This window comes from Leptolyngbya sp. FACHB-8, from assembly GCF_014695575.1.
Classification (GTDB): domain Bacteria; phylum Cyanobacteriota; class Cyanobacteriia; order Elainellales; family Elainellaceae; genus Vacuolonema.
In genome coordinates this window covers 99229-120284 of the sequence record NZ_JACJOO010000006.1, presented here as the reverse complement: position 1 = coordinate 120284, position 21056 = coordinate 99229, and the positions used below count along the sequence as shown (strand labels likewise).

At 48.9% G+C, this 21056-nt stretch carries 17 protein-coding genes and 1 pseudogene; 9 read left to right on the top strand and 9 right to left on the bottom strand.

What is annotated here, in order from left to right; all coding sequences use genetic code 11:
* Window positions 1–105: 105 nt before the first annotated feature.
* A complete protein-coding gene (locus tag H6F91_RS00630) occupies window positions 106–1680 on the bottom strand; it encodes a glycerol-3-phosphate dehydrogenase/oxidase (RefSeq protein WP_190773859.1) in 1575 nt (524 codons plus the stop codon).
* Window positions 1681–1887: 207 nt separating this feature from the next.
* Complete coding sequence (locus H6F91_RS00625; protein WP_190773860.1) at window positions 1888–2373, bottom strand: hypothetical protein; 486 nt, start codon at window positions 2371–2373, stop codon at window positions 1888–1890.
* Between the two features lie 707 nt (window positions 2374–3080).
* Between H6F91_RS00625 and H6F91_RS00620 the strand changes: the two genes are divergently transcribed.
* The 3 genes from H6F91_RS00620 (at window position 3081) to H6F91_RS00610 (ending at window position 5798) form a co-directional block, all read left to right on the top strand.
* Complete coding sequence (locus H6F91_RS00620) at window positions 3081–3917, top strand: AraC family transcriptional regulator (RefSeq protein ID WP_190773861.1); 837 nt, start codon at window positions 3081–3083, stop codon at window positions 3915–3917.
* Window positions 3918–3941: 24 nt separating this feature from the next.
* Complete coding sequence (locus tag H6F91_RS00615) at window positions 3942–4865, top strand: DMT family transporter (RefSeq protein WP_190773862.1); 924 nt, start codon at window positions 3942–3944, stop codon at window positions 4863–4865.
* A 285-nt stretch (window positions 4866–5150) separates the two neighbouring features.
* Window positions 5151–5798, top strand: coding sequence for a HEAT repeat domain-containing protein (locus tag H6F91_RS00610; RefSeq protein ID WP_190773863.1), 648 nt, complete (start codon window positions 5151–5153; stop codon window positions 5796–5798).
* Between the two features lie 146 nt (window positions 5799–5944).
* Here H6F91_RS00610 and H6F91_RS00605 read toward each other — a convergent pair whose 3' ends face one another.
* The 4 genes from H6F91_RS00605 to H6F91_RS00590 form a co-directional block, all read right to left on the bottom strand.
* Complete coding sequence (locus H6F91_RS00605; RefSeq protein WP_190773864.1) at window positions 5945–7561, bottom strand: alpha/beta hydrolase; 1617 nt, start codon at window positions 7559–7561, stop codon at window positions 5945–5947.
* A 246-nt stretch (window positions 7562–7807) separates the two neighbouring features.
* Complete coding sequence (locus H6F91_RS00600) at window positions 7808–9487, bottom strand: FAD-dependent monooxygenase (RefSeq protein WP_190773865.1); 1680 nt, start codon at window positions 9485–9487, stop codon at window positions 7808–7810.
* Window positions 9488–9788: 301 nt separating this feature from the next.
* Window positions 9789–10979 (bottom strand): MFS transporter, encoded by a 1191-nt coding sequence (locus H6F91_RS00595; RefSeq protein ID WP_190773866.1) that lies wholly within the window; start codon window positions 10977–10979, stop codon window positions 9789–9791.
* Window positions 10976–11623, bottom strand: a complete 648-nt coding sequence (locus H6F91_RS00590) for an HAD family phosphatase (RefSeq protein WP_190773867.1) — start codon at window positions 11621–11623, stop codon at window positions 10976–10978. Before H6F91_RS00590 ends, H6F91_RS00595 begins: the two co-directional genes overlap by 4 nt.
* 77 nt (window positions 11624–11700) lie before the next feature.
* Between H6F91_RS00590 and H6F91_RS00585 the strand changes: the two genes are divergently transcribed.
* The 3 genes from H6F91_RS00585 (at window position 11701) to H6F91_RS00575 (ending at window position 15072) form a co-directional block, all read left to right on the top strand.
* Window positions 11701–12903 carry an ROK family transcriptional regulator gene (locus tag H6F91_RS00585; RefSeq protein WP_190773868.1) on the top strand — a complete coding sequence of 401 codons (1203 nt, stop codon included), beginning with the start codon at window positions 11701–11703 and terminating at the stop codon, window positions 12901–12903.
* A gap of 199 nt (window positions 12904–13102) precedes the next feature.
* A complete protein-coding gene (locus tag H6F91_RS00580) occupies window positions 13103–13972 on the top strand; it encodes an AraC family transcriptional regulator (protein WP_190773869.1) in 870 nt (289 codons plus the stop codon).
* A gap of 233 nt (window positions 13973–14205) precedes the next feature.
* The gene (locus tag H6F91_RS00575; protein ID WP_190775868.1) at window positions 14206–15072 is read left to right on the top strand and encodes an SMP-30/gluconolactonase/LRE family protein; all 867 of its coding nucleotides are present in this window, start codon (window positions 14206–14208) and stop codon (window positions 15070–15072) included.
* Between the two features lie 185 nt (window positions 15073–15257).
* On the opposite strand, the gene xylB is transcribed toward H6F91_RS00575, so the two are convergent.
* Entirely contained in the window at window positions 15258–16775 is a 1518-nt protein-coding gene (gene xylB, locus H6F91_RS00570) for a xylulokinase (protein WP_242035567.1), read from the bottom strand.
* 321 nt (window positions 16776–17096) lie between these two features.
* Between xylB and H6F91_RS00565 the strand changes: the two genes are divergently transcribed.
* Window positions 17097–17873, top strand: a complete 777-nt coding sequence (locus H6F91_RS00565) for an alpha/beta hydrolase (protein WP_190774001.1) — start codon at window positions 17097–17099, stop codon at window positions 17871–17873.
* Window positions 17874–17960: 87 nt separating this feature from the next.
* On the opposite strand, the gene H6F91_RS00560 is transcribed toward H6F91_RS00565, so the two are convergent.
* On the bottom strand, window positions 17961–18191 hold the full coding sequence (locus H6F91_RS00560; protein WP_242035566.1) for a DUF2949 domain-containing protein: 231 nt from the start codon (window positions 18189–18191) through the stop codon (window positions 17961–17963).
* A gap of 372 nt (window positions 18192–18563) precedes the next feature.
* Here H6F91_RS00560 and H6F91_RS00555 point away from each other — a divergent pair, with 372 nt between their 5' ends.
* Window positions 18564–19451 (top strand): SAM-dependent methyltransferase, encoded by an 888-nt coding sequence (locus H6F91_RS00555; RefSeq protein WP_190774002.1) that lies wholly within the window; start codon window positions 18564–18566, stop codon window positions 19449–19451.
* A 77-nt stretch (window positions 19452–19528) separates the two neighbouring features.
* Here H6F91_RS00555 and H6F91_RS27690 read toward each other — a convergent pair whose 3' ends face one another.
* A complete protein-coding gene (locus H6F91_RS27690; RefSeq protein WP_190774003.1) occupies window positions 19529–19903 on the bottom strand; it encodes a hypothetical protein in 375 nt (124 codons plus the stop codon).
* 671 nt (window positions 19904–20574) lie between these two features.
* Between H6F91_RS27690 and H6F91_RS00545 the strand changes: the two are divergent.
* Window positions 20575–20964: pseudogene (locus H6F91_RS00545) on the top strand (LysR family substrate-binding domain-containing protein); the annotation flags it as partial.
* Window positions 20965–21056 lie beyond the last annotated feature (92 nt).

Genomic DNA, 21056 nt, shown 5'->3' with positions numbered 1-21056 from the left:
TAATATCAGATCAGCCGATGATATAAAAGTGATGCGGCGCAAAGCGCCGCATCACTTTTATATCATCGGCATTTAACCTTGCTTGTTGTAATGCGGGTGCAGGGCTCAAACATGATGTTCTTGAGGCGAGTTCAGCTTGTAGCCCATTGCTAAAGATTGATACATTGAAACTTGTTCCTTCTGCCAACTGTCATCCCGATTTAACTCATTGGCTAGAATTGCTGCGACTCGGGGCGCAGCCTCTATGCTGGCGGCCGCGTTTAAGAGCAGCGATCGTGTCCTCCTGGATAACACGTCTTCTACCGTACGAGCCATTTCATAGCGAGCAGCCCAGCGGATCTCAGCCTCTGAGTAGGGCAAGTCAGGGTGCAGTAATTGATGAGCTCCGGGCATTTGCTGAATCAGACTGGCATCACTGCCATAAACATCCAATGGAGCAGCAACAGGAGTTTGCGTCCAACCGTGAAGCCTTAAATCGCGCGTTATCGAAGGTTTTTGAGGTAATTTTCGCTCCTTGACTGCAGAGTTCACCACATCCTCCCCCATCTTTCGGTAAGTCGTCCATTTACCTCCTGTAATGGTGACTAGACCGGAGTCAGACACAGAAATTGTATGTTCCCGTGAGAGAGCGGCCGTCGATGTCATGTTATCGGCCTTCACAAGTGGGCGCTGTCCCACAAACACACTGAGCACATCCGACCACCCAGGAGCAGGCGTCAGATATTGGGCGATCGTTCGTAAAATAAAGTCAATCTCATGGTCTAGAGGACGAGGTTCATACTCCGGTTGCTCAACGGGAGTATCCGTTGTACCAATGAGCGTTTTACCGTGCCAGGGCAATGCGAAGAGCACTCGTTCATCTTCTGTACGAGGAATCATCAGCGCACAATGACCCGGGAGAAAGCGTTGGTCTACAACGACATGAATTCCTTGGCTGGGCGAGAGCATCGTTGGCGCAGATGCATTATCCATCCGACGCACATCATCAACAAAAACACCTGTTGCATTGATAACAACCTTTGCTTTTAGCTCAAATGTTTTAAGTGTCTCGCTATCTTGTGCAAACACACCTGCGATTGCCCCCGCAGTTTTCATCAAACCTATCACTGGAGCATAATTCAACGCCGCACCTCCCTGATCAATCAAGGTTCGCATTAGCGTAATTGCCAACCGTGCATCATCAAACTGACCGTCGTGGTACAAAATGCCACCTCGCAGTTTTTTTTGATTCAATGTCGGCAACTGTTCAAGAGTTTTTTGTTTATTAAGAAATTGACTATGACCGAAGCTTAATCGCCCTGAAAGTAAGTCATAGAGCTTCAGCCCTGCACCGTAGTAGAGCTGCGACCAGCCTGCATAACTGGGCACCACCAAGGGTAAGTTGTGTACGAGGTGGGGGGCATTGCGATGTAACAGCCCACGTTCATGTAGAGCTTCTCGTACCAAGGCAAGGTTTCCCTGAGCCAAATATCGCACTCCTCCATGAACCAGTTTGGTTGAGCGACTGGAGGTCCCTTTGGCAAAATCATACTTCTCCAGTAAAAGCGTCTGATAACCTCGGCTGGCTGCTTCAACCGCTGCACCCAGCCCGGTCGCACCCCCGCCGATCACAATCACATCCCACTCATCAACCTGTTGCAATGTAAGGAGAATATTTTCTCGAGTTAGGTGTGTAGTCATAAGGGTATCCTAACGGCGATCGCCTATCTCAAACGTACCATTACTCAGATCTTGCATCTTTCTAAAGCCAAAAGCCAGAAGGGTGATCTTTCTGTCACAACATGGCAGAAAAATCACCCTTCTGGCTTTTAATACAAGAATCAGAAATGAGTCACATCTTACACCCTACGAAGCGGCCTATAAAGTCGATTTGCGATCCCTATAACGTTACGAGATCACCTCAAATGCCACAACATCATGAGTGCCACCTCGCAGAATGGATTCAATCTGCTTTCCTCGTAAACGCTTGCCTAAGCCTTGCTCAAGAGCACCTTGAAGGGCACCCAAAGTGTACGTTAGATTTCGGGGTGAACCAGCAACTTCACCTGAAGAGCAAATGGTTTCACGGCAGTAAACTAGAATTGTATTATTGTCATCGACAATTCTATCTACAATACACAAACGCGTTCCTTCTGAACCTAATGCCTTTTGAAGAATTTGGGACAGTTCCTCCAAACTAACTTGCTTTTCAGCCATCCCTAACTCCTGCACTAATTGCTTACCCCGAACGCGCCCAGCTGCGATCAGTGCAATTGCAGCCGCTTTTTCTCCTAATGCTTCTTCTGTTCCCGTTACTAATGCTTTGAAGCAAACAATACTGCTAAAATCACCGAGTTCAGGCCGAATCGTGTGCGTTGCGGTAGCTGTCGCCATGATTGCAATTTTCCTTAAGATTTAAAGGTCTATTGCTTGTAGTCTGCCCATCCTTATTGAGGTATTACCATCAAGTAATTTATCTTAAACCACAGCTCTTATTGAGCTTTATGTATCCAGAATATATTCATTTATTTTTTGATATTCGATACTTTTACTTAAATAAATGGGCATAATCAAACACAAAATTTAAAATTTTATACTGCTTGTTTCATAGCTGGCATAGAATTCTGGTTTAGTTAAGTTGGGCAACTCGCCATTTGCCTAAAACATATCTATAAAACTGATGCCTAAATCCAGATCAATAAATATCTAACTATACTTAAAGCTCAAATTTTTATTTATTAATCCATAATTCAAAACTTCGACTTCTTTAGTAGTTCATAAGATCGAAGTTGTGCCGCTTGCTTCGCAAGCGGCACAACTTCGATCTTATATTTAATTAGGCTGTACCACTTAGACCATCGACTTCGACAGGATGGATGGGACAAACCCTGCCCATTCCGTCAAAATCGGTACCCTGAAATACTAGAGTCTGCTTTAAGGATTGTTTCTCGTGTGCAAAGCATACTACGAAGAAACAACCCTTAGAGCAAGCTAGAGAAATGATAGTGACAGACCCTGAGCGTGCATCATGACCGCAAGATTTTACAAGACAGAAGGATTAATGCAGCCTATTATGATGAACGTTGCCGCCCTACTGTGCCATGACTGAACAAGCAAAAGTTTGGCGATCGCCAGTGCTTACCAATCTAGAAGTACTTCACGCTACCTACCGAACCCATACATTTCCTCGCCACGTGCATGAAGAATTTTGCATTGGCATTATTATCAGTGGGGTTGAAGCCGTGAAATATCGGGGCGAGACCCATATCGCACCCACAGGTAGCATTGTTGTCCTACAGCCTGACGAGGGCCACAGTAATTGGGCTGCCGTTGATGCCGGTTGGAGTTTTAAGGTTATCTATCCACCCACTTATCTCTTTCAGCCATGGTTCAACAGAAATGACCAGCAACCTCTGTCAGTACCGTTCTTTGCCAATCCTGTCATTCGCGATCGCCCGCTCTTCCAGCAGTTAGCACAATTCCATTGTCGATTAGAACAATCGACAATGAGCGATCGTATGGAGCTAGAAACACGTTTACTGACCATTCTTCAGACTTTGGTTGCGCGCCATGCTATTGATAAAGCAGCAAACAAGCATACCGATAAACCAGATCACCAGCTCGTTCAGAAAATAAAGAGATATTTACACACCTATTACTGCCAAAACCTTACCTTAGAAGACTTGTCAAACTTCTGCGATCGAAGCCCGTTCCACTTAAACCGCATTTTTCGTGAATCTGTTGGCTTACCTCCCCATGCCTATTTGACACACATTCGCATTGCCCATGCAAAGTCTCGCCTCTCGCAAAGCTCTTCACTAGCACAGTTAGCTGTTGAGCTGGGATTTAATGATCAAAGCCACTTTACAAAAACCTTCAAAGCTTGGGTTGGAGTAACACCGGGGCAATACCGAGCACAGCTAAAAGCTGAACTTTAAACACAATATCGTTGGAAAACAATCATGTCAGGCTCTACTCGCGTTGTTGCCCTTGGTTCTGGTTGCCTTGCAGCCCTGGGCTGGGGATTGACAGGAACGTTTATCAAACTAATGCCACAGTTCACGACCCTCGAAATATTGACGGTTCGCTTGGTTATTGCCTTACTGGCGACCCTTCCTATTCTCATCATGCGTCGTTCCCTACAATTAGAGTTACGCAGTTTAGTGCGCAATCCTCAGACCATTCTGTTATCCAGCTTAATGGTGTTTTACTATTTATTTGCAGTACGAGCTTTTCAACTTGCTCCTGTTAGTGACGTCGTTCTCATCGTTGGACTTGCCCCTCTACTGGGACTTACGGTCAAAGTTCTCTCGCAAAAACCTATCCTTGCGATGGAAGGAATTGGAGCGATAACGTCGTTTGGAGGCTTAGTGCTGTTTGTTTTGCCCAAGCTACAAGGACATAGTAGTGATATAACAACTTACTTAACAGGTTTATTCTTCGCTTTTTTGTCTGCAATCGTTACGCTTACTTACGCAACGTTATTCAAATTCCAATCTATCAATCATCCTCTACTCAATCCACTTCTTGTAGCTTTCATCACATTTGCACTTGGTTCAGTTATCACACTACCAATTACCCTGATTGCAACACCTCAGTATCTCAATGCCCTCGTTCAACCTGATATGTTAGCGATCGCCTGGGGCCTCGGTATTCTCTCAACCGTCGTTCCTACCCTCTGCTATAGCTATGCAGCGAAACACCTGTCTCCTGTTCTAACAACAACGTTAAACTTAATGACACCAATTTTTGCTGCTGCGATCGCCGCCCTTTTTCTCCATGAATACTTGCCTTTATTAAGTATCATTGGTGCAATACTAATACTCACTGGAATTTTAATGCTATCAATGCCTCAACGATTTACTGCCTCCTTTAAAAATCGTTGAGAAGCCAATGGATGGGCGTACCGTATGGATAGGGATAAGGTCATTGAAAAGATTATTGTTCGCGATTGAAGCACAAACAATAATCTTTTTAAGCAGGTTATCAGGTAACTACTGTGGAAATCTCTTCAATAAGTCAGATGCATCTAGGGAGTTGAATGTTCTGCAATAGAGTTAATACGTTACCCATGAATGGTAAATGATTGGCTGAGACAGGTTTCACCCAAGCAAAGGTGAGGCAGTTTATCTGGCGTGGGCAGCGTTAGTCATGCTTTGAGGCCGGAAACTATGGAAGATTTGTTAACGACAGTTGGATTAACGATTTTTGCAATCGGGCTCGTTCTGCTCATGAGGTCACGTGGCCAGCGACGGCTAGCTCAAACATCCTCTCGCCAGTCCCAGAGCAACGGCCCAGCAACAACCTCAACAACCTCAGCCACGTCACCCAACGTGGAACAACCTGAATCTCCTCCGGCAAAAACAGCCCCACTGATCGTACCAACCCTTGAACTACCAACAATTGATACCCCACTGGCAACATCTCTAAACGTTCGAGATATGGTAGAACCTCATCACAATTCCACTGAAATTCCATCTGTACAATATGCAGAACCTGGTGCTGGAAATACGGCAGGCATTCCCCTGGACGATGCCATGCCTCATCAAAACCATGGCGATCGCCAGACCGTATTAGACGAGATTAACCACATGGGGCAGGAAGGGCAAGGAGATGCGATCACTCGGCTGTCGCATCATTTAGAAGATCCAGATTACATGGTACGAACTGCTGTCGCGTCAGCTCTGGGAGAATTGGCAACACATCTGCAAGGCCCACGACGAGACGAGGTTTTAGCCCATCTACAGCACCTGAGTCAGGATGCAAGCGCAGAGGTACGTGGGCAGGCAGCCGCAGCTTTAGGCCGTCTGGGAACCTGAGTTAAGCGCCATTCCCTCGACCCATTTTGCTAAACTTTCAACGTAGTTTTTTCGGGCGCTTCTCGCTCGAAAAAACTACCGTTTAAACCCGAGTTAAAGCACGCCCTATTTCGTAGACCTCATTCAAAGTGAAGCCCTATGAAGCTTCAGTGCCAGCACTGGTACTCAATTTTTTGAAAGAAGGGCGATCGCATCATTCCCAAAACCAACAATGCAGGCAGAATTGCCATCAGCACCAGGAGTTTCCCGGCAGCACCAGCATTTTCTAGAGAAAAGGCCCCTGTTTGTACTTGTTGATAGAGAACAATTAGAAGCAAGACAATCAAACCGCCGAGGAGTTGTAATGAACGAGCTGACGGCCGCTCTTGCCATTGGAAGTGTAGGGGTTGCCGCAACCAGAAAGCAGTCTTTATCGCTACACGGGTCGTAGCATGGATCACAATACCCGGTTTGATTAGATCTGGCAGAAATAGGAATAGCAGGCCCCAACCGGGCACGACTGCATTGCTATAAACTGGAAATAGGGCTGCTCTTAACTCCTGCATTCGAGAGTAGAGAAGGGCGATCGGCATGTGCAGGATGAAGGAGGGTAAGCCGAGGAGCAAGGGCGGGTGAGCGATTAAATGGGGGCTACAAACGGCGATCGCCACTATCGTATAGGCAAGCAAAATTAAGAGAATATAGAGACCTGTAATGCGAAGAAAGGAAGTCAGTTGGATGGGATAGTGAATAGCATAATGAGCGAAGGGAAACAGTATTGATGCCAGGAGAATCAGATCCGTTGTCAGTCGTTCAGGGATGTGGCCTGTCATCCCTGAAAGCAATACGAGAAGTGTGATTGCAACACAACCTGCGGCAACCAGACGAGGATGTTTCTGACCATACAGATTACCCTGTAGCCCGTAGCTCACGGCTAATACACTACCTACTAGGAGCAGACATTGCCCTAACATGAAGCGAGGCATGATCAAGCGTTGAGGGGGAGTTTGAAGATCAAAAGCTTGTTGTGCCCATCTAACGGATTCCTGGATGAGAATTGCATCAAAGGGTTCCATCATGTGATCTGAGGTTGGCGAGATAACCAGTTTGCGGGCAGTGCCTTGGTCAAAATTGCCGTAAAGCTGGGCCTGGACAGCCTGCCCAGTTCCCTGATACATCATCAAACGCATCATACGTGGCGTATGGAATTGCTCATAGAGTCCCGTACCGAGAAACAGGTTTGGGGGCAGATGGCGGGTGATGTCGGCACTCATGCCGAGAACCAGGGTTGCCATAATCTGGCTGTTTTCATTGGCTAAAGCTAGAGCGGTGGCACCGCCCATAGAATGGCCAGCGACGCCGATGCGAGTAGGGTCAAAGCGGCCAGGATTGACTTGCATGTAGGCAGCGATCGCCCGAGCATCCGCTAAATTCTCGTCTTCGCTATAGCTGCGGGGGTAAGATTCGCCAAACCCACCGGCATCGGCGGCAATCACAGCAACTCCCTGTCGAGCCAGCTCGACCGCCAGGGGCTCCATCGTTTCCTTCGTACAATTGACGCCATGCCATAGCATCAGGGTAGGATAAGGAGCGATCGCCTGGGAAGGAAGGTACAGCCGAGCCACCAAGATTTGATCTGGCTTTCGCGTAACTCGAATTATTTCCGTAGGAACATGATGCAGATGACCCATCCAGGTAAGCCAAAGCCCACATACCAGCAGAATTAGCCCCAGGCCCAACCCCAACGTCTTATGTGGAATAGTATGAATCCGATGGTGAGCCATTGAACACTTCCTTTGGGCCAACTGTAACCCCATGCGATCGCATCTATTGTTCCCAAGTATGTACTCATAGCCATTTTCATTACAGCGATTTGCACTTGAATCAGCTACGGTTGTTTGTGTAAGAGCCGCGCGGAGTGCGGCTCTTACACAAACAACTGGATTTTCATTTCAAACGTGTGGATGAGTACCCCACCCACACGCCTAGAACACGTTTAAAGATTATGGAACCAGCAGGACAGTAAGATTTTAGGCTGGGGTTTGTAGTAGAAAAAGTTGATTGAGGTAGTGTAAAAATGCTTTTTCGTCTATGGGTTGGCTCCGGAAAGCAATGTGACCATCGGGGCGAATGAAGTAGAGGGAAGGTTTGTGAACTCCATAGAGGGTGTGGAGGGTTCCTTCGGGGTCGAGGAGGAGAGAGCCTTCCCATGGCAGCTCCGTTGGTTTATCGGTGCCAGGGACGACGATATGAGCTTTGACGATGCTACCCATTTCGTTCTCAACATTCGAGGCAAGGTTAGCAAGATGGGTGTAATTGGGTTGCGTCAACCCTGCGAAGAGAAGGAGGTGGCTTTCAGTGCCACGAAATGCTTGAAAGAGGGTAATGGGGTCGCGGGTCGGATAGTGGAGGCAGGGGCCAGGGAGCGCACGATCGCCCGCATGGGGTGCCTTCCACCAAGCAATTCGAGTTCGCAAATCAGCGCCTGGGTCAAGGGTTGAAACGGAGAGGGACGATCGCCGATAGTTAACATTCAGTTCAGAGGCTTCTTGAGCTAGCTTGCGTTGGAGGATATTGAGGCGAAGGAGAGGAACCAGGACGCGATCGCGCACCCAGCGTAAGCCGGGATTTTGGGTCACGAGAACCCCCTGAGTTGCGGTCTGAGTGCCTCGGAGGATAAATCGAGCAACGGGCGATCGCTCTTCCTGATAAGTATCCAGTAGGCTGTCTCGAGCCTTCTCCTGAATAACCAGCGCGAGTTTCCAGGCCAGGTTATAAGCATCCTGAATTCCAATATTCATACCCTGCCCACCAAAGGGGCTGTGGATATGGGCAGCATCTCCGGCAACTAAAACATGGCCCTGACGATAGTTATCGACCATGCGGTAATTAACCTTGAATTTAGACATCCAGGTGGGATGACTTACGGTTGTTTGCGTATCGTCTGTGTACTGCCTCAGCAGGTTTTGAAAGACCTCGACCGACACCTCAGAGGTGCGCTTTCCAGCAGGTGCAAATAACCGCCATTGACCCGTGGGCAAGGGAAAGACGGCAAAGACCCCATCCTTCGTAAACCAGCCATGGGTCGTCTCACGGGTGCGCTGCCAATCTAGATCCACATCCGCTAGCAACCATTCCTCGGGGGCGGTCGTGCCTTCAAAGGGCATAGCAAGGATTTTACGAACCTGGCTGCTCGCCCCGTCACATCCAATCAGCCATTTAGCCTGGATTTCTTCAATATCGTTAGTGTCGGCTTCGCTGGGCTTGATCTGGGCGATCGCCCAATCTTCTTCTTGACGGATGTTCATGAGTTCGCGCGATCGCTCAACGGTTCCCCCCAATTCTTGCAATTGTTGATTGAGAATTAATTCCGTTTGGCTCTGCGGCAAGATCAGGAGAAAAGGATAGGGACTCTCTTTTTCACGGATGTGTTGCAGGCTAATGTACAAAATGTCTTCATCACCTCGATGAAACGTCACACCTCGCGCTTGGGTGCCCGCTGCTAACGCGGCATCAATCACCCCCATCGCCTCAAATACCTCTAAGGTCCGAGCTTGAATGCCGAGGGCACGGGAGGTCTGGACGGGTGCCGCAGCTTTGTCGATAATGCGACAGGCCACACCACGCCGGAGCAGTTCACAGGCCATAGCCAAGCCAACTGGACCCGCTCCAACGACTAGCACATCAATTGTGTTGCTCCCTACATTCATTCCAGGATCCCTGTGTTGTGGATATTGAGCAATTCTCCTACAGAGAAGCAGAGTCCGTGCTTCTTCAAATAGAGTAATGCTTCATCTCTACAGGTTTAACAGGTAATTGGTCAGTCATACTCAAAAATTCCATTGCATTGATATGCTGAGTTTGCAATTGCGTATGCAAAAAACTAGCAATGGTGAAACAGGCATACTCAAGTTTTTGCAAGTAAAGTTGATCGGAAAGCATCACTTTAAAACTCCAACATCATTGAATAACAAGCGTCTAGATTCTCAAATTCCTGAAAATTTTGGGGAGCTACACCTCTTCAGGCGATGGCGTTTGGGTATGATCCACTAACCAGCGATGGAGCATCACCATCACAAGAGCCAGAGGCACCATGAATATGGGAACGACTTCTAAATTCGTTTGATCGGCTAGCCAACCCACGATTGTGGGAATACCCACGGCACCAATACTGCCAATGCTAGCGGCAAAACCAATAGCGGCCGGAACCAGCGCGGCCGGAACTCGACGTGGCATTAGCCACATGGTTGTTGGGAAAATGGCGGCTAGAGCGAACCCGATTATAGGCAGACTCCACAGTTGTTGAGGGAACCACCACCAAATGAGTAGACCAACGGTGAGCAAAGCCAAAGAACCGTCAATCAGTCGAGCTGCCCCCAACCGTTTCATCAGTTGCCCCATCGTCAAGCGCCCCAGCGTTAGCCCAAACCAGTAGGCGGCTACGCTATAACCTGCCAGGGCAACAGGCGTCCCTCGGCTAACGGTTTGCACGGTATACGCCCAATTCCCCAGCGACGCTTCAGTGCCAACGTAAACCAGCAAAAGCAATCCTGCAACTCGCACGGTTGGAGTTTTTAACGCCAGACGCAAGTTTTTCCCTGCACTTTGCTCAGCAGGTATAGCCGATGAATCGATAAGTGGATAAGGCTGAGCAATAACCCAGATCATGCCGATGACTAACAGCCCAACCATCGCGGCGAATACCCAGTAGACCGATCGCCAACTCACCCCCGTCGTCAGTAACAGAGTGGCGATCGCAGGCCCCGTTAAGGCTCCCACACCATAAAAGGCATGCAGCACTCCCATAAGATGAGCACTATCCTGTTTGTGGGCAATGAATGTGTTGATGCCCGCATCGATCAGGCCGATACCCAGCCCCAATAAGGTTCCCGTAATGACCATGACAAGCCAATGAGGGGTTGCTGCATAAATACAAAGTGCTGTCGTGAGACTGATCGCCGCCAGTAAAATCATCCGGGCTAAGCCGATACGTTGGCTCAACAGGCTACTGGTGAGAGCTGCCACAACATAGCCACTGATTTGACTGAAGAACAGAGCCGTTACCGTCGCTGTGGTCAGGTGGTAGGTTGTCAAGATGGAGGGCAGCAGTACACCCAGACCACCTTCTGCGATCGCGATCGCAATAAACGCATAGAAAGCCAGTCCAACTCCAATCCAGACGGGGGGTTTGTTGCTCATCATTTGGCCCCCAAAATTCGCACATCAACCCATCGCATACCAGCCCGTTCCGCGGCTTCTAGCCCCACGTCGCTGTCTTCGTACACGATGCACTCCTGAGGGGCAACCCCCATTCTTTCTGCCGCCAACAGGAAAAGATCGGGCTCAGGTTTGCCAACCTTGACATCGTTGATGGTGACAATCGTATTAAACAGCGATCGCAAACCAATGGATTCAATCGTGGGTTCTACAACAGAACGCTGACCATTAGAGGCGATCGCCATCGGCACGCGACCGTAGTTTTCATGGGCGATCGCAGCGACAGCAGGCACCGCTTGAACACGATGAACCAGGCGGGAGAAATGTCGTTGTCGCTCGACTTCGAGCCTTTGGATATCAATAGCATAGCCAAAGGCTTGATTAAACTCTTGTAAAAACTTTGCAGCAGTGAGTCCAGTACGCTCGTAATACCAGTCCTCTGGCAGAACGGCTCCAAACTCACCCAGAGTTGCTTGCCAGGCTTCAAAATGAACGGGTAACGTGTGGGCAATTGTTCCATCACAATCAAAAATTAGCGCAGCGTAGGGAGCCTGAGGCGCAACACGACTTGGCGAAGACGGTTGCGCAGGGCACTTGAGAGGTTCTAGAGAAGTAGAGTGAGATGACATGATAAACCTCTGTCAGCATCAGTAACCCTATGCTAATTTGTTTGTTAGGTAAACAAATTAATATCTAAAAATTTTCTATGTCCGTGCCCCTAACGTCGCCTTTCACAACCCATCCCGCCGTACTAAAGCAGTTTAATACGGCACGACTGTTGGAGTTGTTGCGATGCCGTGCCCCCATTGCCCGTGCCGAGCTAGCACGCCTGACTGGACTAACACGCTCAACGGTGACCGTCATAACGGCTGAGCTGATTGCCCAGGGATTAATACAAGAAGGTATCGAGATTACAGCTTCCCGTGGCAGTCGTGGCAGTGGTCGCCCTGGAGTTGGGTTAATGCTGAATCCTGATGGAGCCTTCTTTGTCGGAGCGGCTATTGAGGCCGAACATTTAACAGTAATTAAGCTGAATTTGGCGGCACAAATTGTAGCGCGGCTTCAGCAACCGGTATCTAGCACGGATCCAGAATCTGTATTGCGGCAACTCGTGCAATTGATTCATCAAGTTTGCCAGGCTGAACCCTACAACCGCGCTCGACTTCGGGGCATTGGTTTGTCGGTTCAAGGAGTCTTGAATTTAGAGGGCGTGGTCATTCGTGCTCCATTTCTCGACTGGTCAGGCGTGGATCTGCGTCGCTATCTTCAGCCTCATCTCGATCTACCATTATTTGTTGACAACGATGCGAATGCTGCTGCCTTAGCGGAAGTCTATTTAGGCAACGCCATGCAGAGTTCTTGCCTGCTCTATATTTTGATTAACAACGGTATTGGAAGTGGATTAATCATCAACAATCGCGTGTTTCGTGGTGCCTATGGCACAGCTGGAGAGATTAGCGCGCTGATGAGCGATCCACCAGGGCAAGATAACGCCTACGAGTGCGGCCATCGTGTTGGAAAAGACGATTTGCTGAAGCGCTATCGAGCACTGGGTGGCAAAGCGGAAGACTTGCGGGAACTGGTGGAGCGGTTGGAAGAGGATGCGATCGCCCATAGCACCGTTCAGGAATGGGGAAATATTTTAGGACGTGGGCTTATTAGCGTTGCCAGCCTCCTCAACCCGGAACAAATTATATTAGGCGGTCCACTCAGTATCTTATTTCCATACGTTCAAGGCTCCCTAATGGATCAATTACGAAACAGGATGCCTCGCCAGGGAGAACAAGGTTTTTTTAGCAATCCTAAGGCTCGGTTAGCCGTATCAGCCTTTGGAGAAGATGCCGCAGTGGTTGGAGGGGCTGTGCTAGCGTATCAGTCTCTATTTCAGGTACCTGATCTGGTTCTCTAAATTAGTAACGGCCCTTTCAACAGAGAGACATGTTGGGTGAGGCGAGCAGCAATTCTCAGCTTTGAAGCTCGAAAATAGCCCGCCTTCGGCGGGCTATTTTCGGGTTGGATTCCAAAATGAGAATCGTTGGAGGCGAGCAGATTCACTGTTCACTCTACCCAAAAACATTACAATAAGCTAAATGCATTGGTTTTGCAGGATGACACCTCCCACCAAGCAAGCTGAAACAACCCATTTACCTATCCTATCCAGCAGTGATCAAGGGTGGGACAATATCGTGGTTGAGCAGTTCCGTTACCCAGCGGGGGAAGGGCATTGTTATTACACCGATGCGCACGTCATTTGTTTATCGCTTTCCCCACGTCCCATTAACTTTCTACAAGTTTATGGGAGCAAAACCTATCGGGGTCTTTATGGAAAAGGAGATATTTCGATTGCTCCAGCAGAAGTACCCTTTTTTGCCCGCTGGGATGATGAAGATCATTACTTACAAATTCGCGTTCCATCTCAATTTATCCAACGGGTTGCGTGCGAAGCTCTGGAGATGAAGGGCGATCGCCTGGAACTCATGCCCGAATTCCGAACCCGTGACCCTCAAATCGAGGCCATTGGTTCAATGTTGCTAACGGAATTGCAGCAGAAAACCGCAGGCAATAAGCTTTACATTGAATCGTTAGCGAATGTGCTGACCATCCATCTCATTCGTCAATATACAGCCGTTCATACACCATTACCAATATATGAAGGTGGCTTACCCCAGCGGCAGCTCATGCACGTGTTAGATTATATCCGTGACTATCTCCATCAAGAAATCAAACTAACCGATTTAGCATCATTACTGGGAATCAGTGAATTCCATTTCAGTCGTCAATTTAAGCAGGCACTTGGTATCACGCCTTATCAATATTTGCTGCATCAGCGCATCGAACGGGCCAAGCAATTGTTGAAGGAGAGCGATCGCCCCATAACAGACATTGCATTTTCATGTGGTTTCAACAGCCACAGCCACTTAACTAAGCAATTTCGGCAGTTAACTGGAATGACGCCCAAAGTATACCGTCTGCGCTAATACTCGGTGGCTTAAGCTTGCCTATGTTGAGTGGGATGCTTATTCCGAACTGTTTTTTACGGCATTAGTTCGGACAGTTTTTCTGAAACCTTTGATTTTGCGTGCGCTTCGCGCACGCAAAATCAAAGGTTTCAGAAAAACTGTCCAGAGTATTGTTACGGTAACTCAACCGTAGGTATATGACAGGAAGGTATCGGCTATAGGAGCATTTTGAAGAATTTGGTAGCGATCGCATGAATTTAGCCGTTCAAAATGTGTTGTCTGCTCGTGCTCGCCTGGGAGAATGCCCAGTGTGGGATGGTGATCGACAGTGTCTCTACTGGGTTGATGCGTATAATTATCGTGTGCATCAATTTGAGCCAGCCACAGGGAACAGCCGCTATTTTGATACAGGAGACGTCGTCAGTGCGATCGCTCTCACGGGCCATGATCGTTTGTTGATTGCATTACGCGATCGTCTAGCGTTTCTCTCTTTATCCACCGGTGAAGTGAGTACCTTGAAGCCCATTGAGTTTCCCTTTCCCAATACCCGCTGCAATGATGGGAAGTGTGACTCCAAAGGACGTTTCTGGATTGGCACCGTTAGTGAAGAAAAGGGGCAGGCGGAACTTTACCGCTATGATCCGAATGGTTCACTCACAGTCATGGAAACAGGGTTAACCATCTCCAATGGGTTGGGATGGAGCCCCGATGAGTCGACGTTCTATCTCACCGACTCAGCTCAGCACAAGATTTATGCTTATGATTTTGAGGTCGAAACGGGGGAAATCCGCGATCGCCGTGTCCTGGTAGATCTGAGCAACGAAGCGGTTGAGCCGGATGGATTGGCGATCGATGTACAGGGCAACCTCTGGTCAGCCCTTTGGGATGGTGGATGCGTTGCCTGTTTCGACCCAACTGGACAAGAACTTTTGCGTGTCAAAATGCCAGTTCCCCGTCCCACCTGCCCGATCTTTGGTGGGAGCCATTTAACGGATTTGTATGTCACATCCGCATCGATTGGCTTCGGCCAGAAGGAGATCCAGCAGCACCATACGTCAGGTGATTTATTTTGTATTCCAACTCAAACATCTGGTATGCCAACACATTCATTTCAGTAATCTGAATGTGGGTATCGGTTGCTCAACACCCGATTCTGGTCATCCACAGCAATCATAATTATTAGTTCGGACAGTTTTTCTGAAACCCTTGATTTTGCGTGCGCTTCGCGCACGCAAAATCAAGGGTTTCAGAAAAACTGTCCAGCGTATTGATAGTTGTCGGATGGCGTTTAATAGGTCAGGAGCTAACGAATTGCTTTCAATGCTTCGTACAGCGTTTTGTAATGTTGGAACGACGTGTTGTAAACCGCATGAACGTTGGGTGTGATAGGTTGTGTAGCGCGCGGTATCAGTTGCAAAGCCTGGTCTAAATCTGAATAAGCTCCTACACCGACCATTGCTAAAATCGCTGCTCCATAAGCAGCCCCTTCTTCCGTCTTGGGGGCTACCAACTCAGTTTGCAACACATCTGCCAGGATTTGGAGCCAAACCGGCGATCGCGCTCCTCCCCCGGTTGCCAGCAATTGATGCACTGGATTGAGTTCATTAACTACGTCCAGAGCCGCTTTCAAACCAAAGGCTACTCCCTCTAACACGGCCCGTACCAAGTCTGCCTGAGTGTGAGCAAGCGAGAGATTGACCCAGGCTCCCCGGGCATCCGGGTCAAGATGAGGGCTCCGTTCTCCCGATAGGTGCGGTAAAAAGAGAACTCCTCGCGAACCCGGTTGCGATCGCTCCGCCAACGTCATTAAGTCCCCATAAGCGACCTCAGGAGCAAACGTATCGCGATACCAACGCAAAGCTCCGCCTGCGGCCAGGGTTACCCCCAGCAAGTGGTAGCCCCCATCCACATGACAAAAGAGATGGACCCGCCCAGCAGGGTCAGGGGTGGGGCGATCGCACGGCACAAAAACCACCCCTGACGTCCCAATACTGAGACTACCCCGATTTAACTGTGCCGAGGAAATGCCCAGGCCAATGGCAGCGGCGGCATTATCGCCCCCACCTGCAATCACCGGCAAACCCTCTGGTAATCCAGTTTGTTGGGCGATCGCCAATTGTAGCCGTCCGACAATGGCAGTCGAGTCTACCACTGATGGGAAGAAGGTCGGACTGAGATTGAGCGTTTGTAAAATGTCGTCATCCCATTGACGCGTTGCGAGATTTAGGCAACCGATCCCGGATGCATCAGAAGGCTCTGTAGCCTGCTCGCCCGTCAGCACGTACGCTAAGTAATCCTTGGGTAGCAGAATTCTCTGTAATCGGTTGAAGGATTCGGGTTCCTGCGATCGCAACCAGACCAGCTTCGGTAATTGGAATCCGGTAATTGCTGGATTGCCGGTGCGCTGAATCAATTCCTGACGAGGAATGACCGTTTCAATCTCCACCACCGCCTGGCCTGTGCGCTGGTCATTCCAAAGAATGGCGGGACGGATAACCTCGCCTTCAGCATCGAGAGGCACCATTCCATGCATCTGACCAGACAGACCGAGGGCAATGGCCCGGTGCCCTTGCAGTCGGGTGGTTAACTCGGTCAGGGCAGCAATGCTGGCGGTTACCCAGTCAGAAGCGTGCTGTTCTGTCCAACCGGGATGGGGAGCCAGCAGAGGGTAACTGCGGGTTGCCTGAGCGATTAACTGCCCATTCAAATCAACGGCGATCGCCCGTACCCCTCCAGTCCCCAGGTCTAAACCAATGACGCTGTCCGCCATCTTTCCCCCCGACATGCTTTGGTAGGTTTCACGCTCCAAACCATACCGCATTCTCCCAGTATCTTCCCCTCCCGAAATAATGAAAAATCTTAAGGAGATTTCCAACAATGAAATTACCCCCAGGATGTTGGTGCTTGGCCCGCGAAACGGGCCAAGCACCAACATCCTGGGTAAACTCTTATGCACCTGATTTTGCATCCTCGAAGTACACGTAAAATCAGGGGTTTCTGAAAAACTGTCCAGAATATTGAAGATGAAAAACGCAAACTGCAACGTAAAGATTAGACGAGTCCAAGTGAGAAGTATTTTTCATTTTTTGATTTTCACTTTTAATAAAGGATGAGCAATTTTTTCCAGTCGAGGCAACTTACTATGAGCACAGCAGCTCTCCTGGGGCACGAAATTTTGGGTGACGGTCCAGAGAAGGTCATCGTCATGGGCGGGTGGCTGGGCGATCGCAGCGTCTTCCAGCCCATTCACCTATGGCTCGACCGGGAGAAGTTCACCTACTGCTTCGTTGACCCTCGCGGTTATGGCGAATCCCGAGATATTGCAGGCGAGTACACCTTCGCTGAGATTGCCGGGGATGTAACGGCCCTAGCCGATAACCTGGGATGGAACAAATTTCACTATATTGGGCACTCAATGATGGGCAAAACAGCTCAGTTTTTGTGTGCGCGATATGGCGATCGCCTCAAATCTGCCGTTGGGGTTGCTCCAGTTCCGGCCTGCAAAATTAGCCTGGATGAGAATGGCTATGCGCTTTTCTCCTCTGCATGGGAAGTACCCGCCAATCGTGGCATCATTTGCACAGTCACCACGGGGAGCCGCCATACACCCAAGTGGGAACAGTTTATGATCAGCGAGTCTTTGCGGACAACAACCCCCGAAGCCTATCGTGCTTACTTTCATACGTGGTCTGGGGAAGACTTTGCTGAGGAAGTTCAGGGCTGTCCAGTGCCCTTTCTAGCCTTGACAGGGGAATATGACGCTGGCGTGCCCACAGAGTTCGTGAAAGGGACCATTCTGGAGTGGTTCCCAAAGGCTGAATTGCATGTAATGAGCAACGCGGGCCATTATCCAATGGTGGAAACTCCAATTCAATTTGTAACGGTATGTGAAGCTTTTATGGCTCGTTGGGCGGCTTAAAACCTATCTCAAAGTCAAATTTGGGGGTGGGGCACGTACGCACCCCACCCCCAAATTTAGTTTTGAGATATGAGATTCTTGATCGGATTAGACCATCTCTAGCCAGTCAAACACGCGGTCAAGCTGCTCTAGGGTAATGAGGCCATACTGCCAGAGAACCATGGGCAGCAGATTTGGCAACGGTTCTTCATGCCGCAGCGCCATGGCAATAGAATCTGCAGGAATCGCTAACTCGTCCTGAAGGAATCGGATTAATTGCGCTTGAATCGGCGAGGCCATAGCTTTAACCCATGCAGAGAGAGCAATTGATGATGTCATTGTGCCGAGATAACCTGGGATCGACCTCATGCTTTTGGGTTAATCTTGGGGCTGATTATTTTCACGCTTCGTACGCCCTATATAGCGACATTTAAGTTAATTAAGAAGGAGTGTGGGTCGCTAAGCGATCCACACTCCTTCTGTATTGCATCAACCCTACAGCGATCCAGCAATTCTTAGTACGGGCATCAAAGCCAAGAGTTCACGCCCTACGGGCGTGAACTCTTGGCTTTGATGCTCGAAAACCGCGCGCTAAAAGCGCGCGGTTTTCGGGCCTGATTTCAAAATCAGAATTGCTGACAGCGATTACCTGAAACAGTCTGAATTCATGGAGAATGCTAGAGTGGGCACTGTTTGGGAGGGATGAGCTTAATGTCGATACATGATGCGGGGCAGCCGTCCCCAAGCCTCGATGCATCCATTCTCAATACAGCCATGATCGTTGCCGCGAAGCGAGCCATTGAGCAGCAGCAACCTTTTCCCCTTTTTACCGACCCCTACTCCCAGCAGCTAGCGGGAGCCGAAGTGAGTTATTTGTTGGAACAGTGGCAGGCGATCGCCCACCGTGACGCCAGCCCCCTATCCGATGTCATTCTAAAACGAACCCGTTATATATCGGTTCGCACCCGCACATTCGATGACCGTCTACTTGCCTCAAACTGCACTCAAGTCGTTTTGTTGGGAGCAGGACTCGATACCCGTGCTTACCGCTTGAGCTGGCATACAGGCATCCGTATCTTTGAGGTTGATGATGCAGAATTGCTGGCTTACAAAACCCATTGTCTTGGACATCCATCTGAGGTTTCTCACGTCCTCCTGCCAGGCGATCTCAGGGAACTGAGTTGGGTCGAAAAGCTCCACACCCTTGGCTTCAACTTCAACAAGCCTACCGCCTGGCTTCTGGAAGGGGTCTTGATGTACTTAGAGGAAGCGGAAGTTGTGAGGTTGTTGCGGGCGATCGCTAGCCTAAGCGCTCAGGGTAGTAGCCTTCACAGCGATGTTTTAAGCACTGCCTCTATCCTGGCCAGTAATCAGGCCCAAAAAGCGAACGATGGCCGCGTTGTCCAACATTGGCAGTGGGGATGCGATCATCCCACGCCGTTCTTTCAGTCCTGTGGATGGACTGTTGTTCATCTCCAACACCCCGCTAGCATTAATAACGGCTTCGGACGGTATGATCACCTTCCCATCAGTCAGGAGACCGGGGGTAATAGTACCAGCCGTCAGGCGCTCATTCTCCAAGCTGTACCGGCGGCGTAGGACTCAGCGTGTGCATGCTGTATACCCATTTTCATAAAAAGCGAAGAACCCAAAGAGTAGGCTAATTGAATAAGCATTTAATTTAAGGATTGATAGTTGCAGACGCCATTAGAATCCCACTGGAGTTCAGCGAGAAGAATAGCTGAGCCAGAAATGACAAAGCCTGTGAGCAAAATCTGATAGGTTACGAAAAGAGGAAGCAATGCAATAGCCAGGAAGTGAGCTGCGCTGCATAACAGGATGAGGCGGGATCGCATTCCTAGAGCTGTGATGAAATAGCCGATGCCACAAAGAATTAACCACAGGGGGCATAAGTTGACCAACATCACCCCCCAGGGACGCCAAACACCCAAATCCGTGAGGATCGTCCCGACGAGCATGAGTGCAAGCCAAGAATAGAGAATCCAGGCCAGTTGATCGTGGTGGGTATAGCGCCAAGTGAGCCAAGCCATAGCAAAACTACCAAGTGCCGTTAGGATCGAAGCAAGCAAGGCTTGGGTTGTCCAACTCAAGGGTAAAAATTGAGCCATGGCGAAGATACTAGCAGCCAACAGCCCCCAGCTTAAACAGGCTTGATCGTGGCGCGTGTAGAACGACGACCATAAGGCAGCATGACCAATTGAACAATGGACTCGCCAAGTATCTGGAGAAGCAGGTACAGAAGCAAGCGATGGTTTGCGCGCGAGAAGTGGAACGTCAGAGTTAAAGAATGCCATTGGTTTGCTCAGAGTATGCTTGTTGATAATTCAAGCTTGTTCAAGAATGGCGTTGCTCAAATCTATCAACAGCGGCAGTCTACGATCCTCAGAAGGTAGAAATGGCAAGACTTGTATCTGTTGTTACTAAAATCTGTTTTACTGCTATCACCCGGTTAGTGAGGACATCAGAAGCAATTGAAGGCAATGCCTTTAATCGCTTCTGATGTCCTCACTAACCGGGCCAAGACTATAGAGATTATCTTTTCGCACGTTTTGCGCACAAAAAGATAATCTTCAAGGTAGTTTTAAAACCTGCCCTGCTGTTTAGCAGGAGTATGATCATTTACCGTATTTTACGCAACCTAAAAGAGAATGGGTTACTTCATCTTTTGAAGTGACCCTTTGATTAGAAACAACAGTTCCGTGAACATTACCCTCAGGTGGAATTAGAGCTAAGAAGCATGACCATTGAGGAGATGATTGATGGTCTGCGCCAGGGTTCCATTGATGTGGGCTTTGAACATTTGCCTAATCCCCACGCCAATGATCCAAACTTGAATTTCCTACCCATTATGCAAGAATCATTTGTCGTGGCTTTGCCCGAGCAACATCCATTGGCAAAGCAATATGGGGCGCGATCGCCCATTCCCCTCGAAGCTCTGAAGCATGAACCGCTCATTCTACCGCCACTCCATGCTTCCCCTTCCTACAAGGTAGTGCTGTCACAATTTGAGGAGATGGGGTCTATCCGTATGATATACAGCTCATTCCGAATCTTATTTTTACTATTTAAAGATGATATATCTACATTCTAATAGTTGTTCTAGAAACACTTAGCAAGGATATAAATTATAAATGATGGAAAAGTTCCATCTTTCATTCTGTTAAAATATTTATCGATATATAT

What these genes read in the sequence shown, in the direction of transcription:
- H6F91_RS00575 (WP_190775868.1), top strand. Translation starts at nt 14,206, where the DNA reads ATGAATTTAGCCGTTCAAAATGTGTTGTCTGCTCGTGCTCGCCTGGGA.
- H6F91_RS00630 (WP_190773859.1), bottom strand. Translation starts at nt 1,680, where the DNA reads ATGACTACACACCTAACTCGAGAAAATATTCTCCTTACATTGCAACAG.
- H6F91_RS27690 (WP_190774003.1), bottom strand. Translation starts at nt 19,903, where the DNA reads ATGGCTTGGCTCACTTGGCGCTATACCCACCACGATCAACTGGCCTGG.
- H6F91_RS00565 (WP_190774001.1), top strand. Translation starts at nt 17,097, where the DNA reads ATGAGCACAGCAGCTCTCCTGGGGCACGAAATTTTGGGTGACGGTCCA.
- H6F91_RS00580 (WP_190773869.1), top strand. Translation starts at nt 13,103, where the DNA reads ATGACACCTCCCACCAAGCAAGCTGAAACAACCCATTTACCTATCCTA.
- H6F91_RS00555 (WP_190774002.1), top strand. Translation starts at nt 18,564, where the DNA reads ATGTCGATACATGATGCGGGGCAGCCGTCCCCAAGCCTCGATGCATCC.
- H6F91_RS00615 (WP_190773862.1), top strand. Translation starts at nt 3,942, where the DNA reads ATGTCAGGCTCTACTCGCGTTGTTGCCCTTGGTTCTGGTTGCCTTGCA.
- H6F91_RS00585 (WP_190773868.1), top strand. Translation starts at nt 11,701, where the DNA reads ATGTCCGTGCCCCTAACGTCGCCTTTCACAACCCATCCCGCCGTACTA.
- H6F91_RS00560 (WP_242035566.1), bottom strand. Translation starts at nt 18,191, where the DNA reads ATGACATCATCAATTGCTCTCTCTGCATGGGTTAAAGCTATGGCCTCG.
- xylB (WP_242035567.1), bottom strand. Translation starts at nt 16,775, where the DNA reads ATGCGGTATGGTTTGGAGCGTGAAACCTACCAAAGCATGTCGGGGGGA.
- H6F91_RS00590 (WP_190773867.1), bottom strand. Translation starts at nt 11,623, where the DNA reads ATGTCATCTCACTCTACTTCTCTAGAACCTCTCAAGTGCCCTGCGCAA.
- H6F91_RS00610 (WP_190773863.1), top strand. Translation starts at nt 5,151, where the DNA reads ATGGAAGATTTGTTAACGACAGTTGGATTAACGATTTTTGCAATCGGG.
- H6F91_RS00595 (WP_190773866.1), bottom strand. Translation starts at nt 10,979, where the DNA reads ATGATGAGCAACAAACCCCCCGTCTGGATTGGAGTTGGACTGGCTTTC.
- H6F91_RS00600 (WP_190773865.1), bottom strand. Translation starts at nt 9,487, where the DNA reads ATGAATGTAGGGAGCAACACAATTGATGTGCTAGTCGTTGGAGCGGGT.
- H6F91_RS00620 (WP_190773861.1), top strand. Translation starts at nt 3,081, where the DNA reads ATGACTGAACAAGCAAAAGTTTGGCGATCGCCAGTGCTTACCAATCTA.
- H6F91_RS00605 (WP_190773864.1), bottom strand. Translation starts at nt 7,561, where the DNA reads ATGGCTCACCATCGGATTCATACTATTCCACATAAGACGTTGGGGTTG.
- H6F91_RS00625 (WP_190773860.1), bottom strand. Translation starts at nt 2,373, where the DNA reads ATGGCGACAGCTACCGCAACGCACACGATTCGGCCTGAACTCGGTGAT.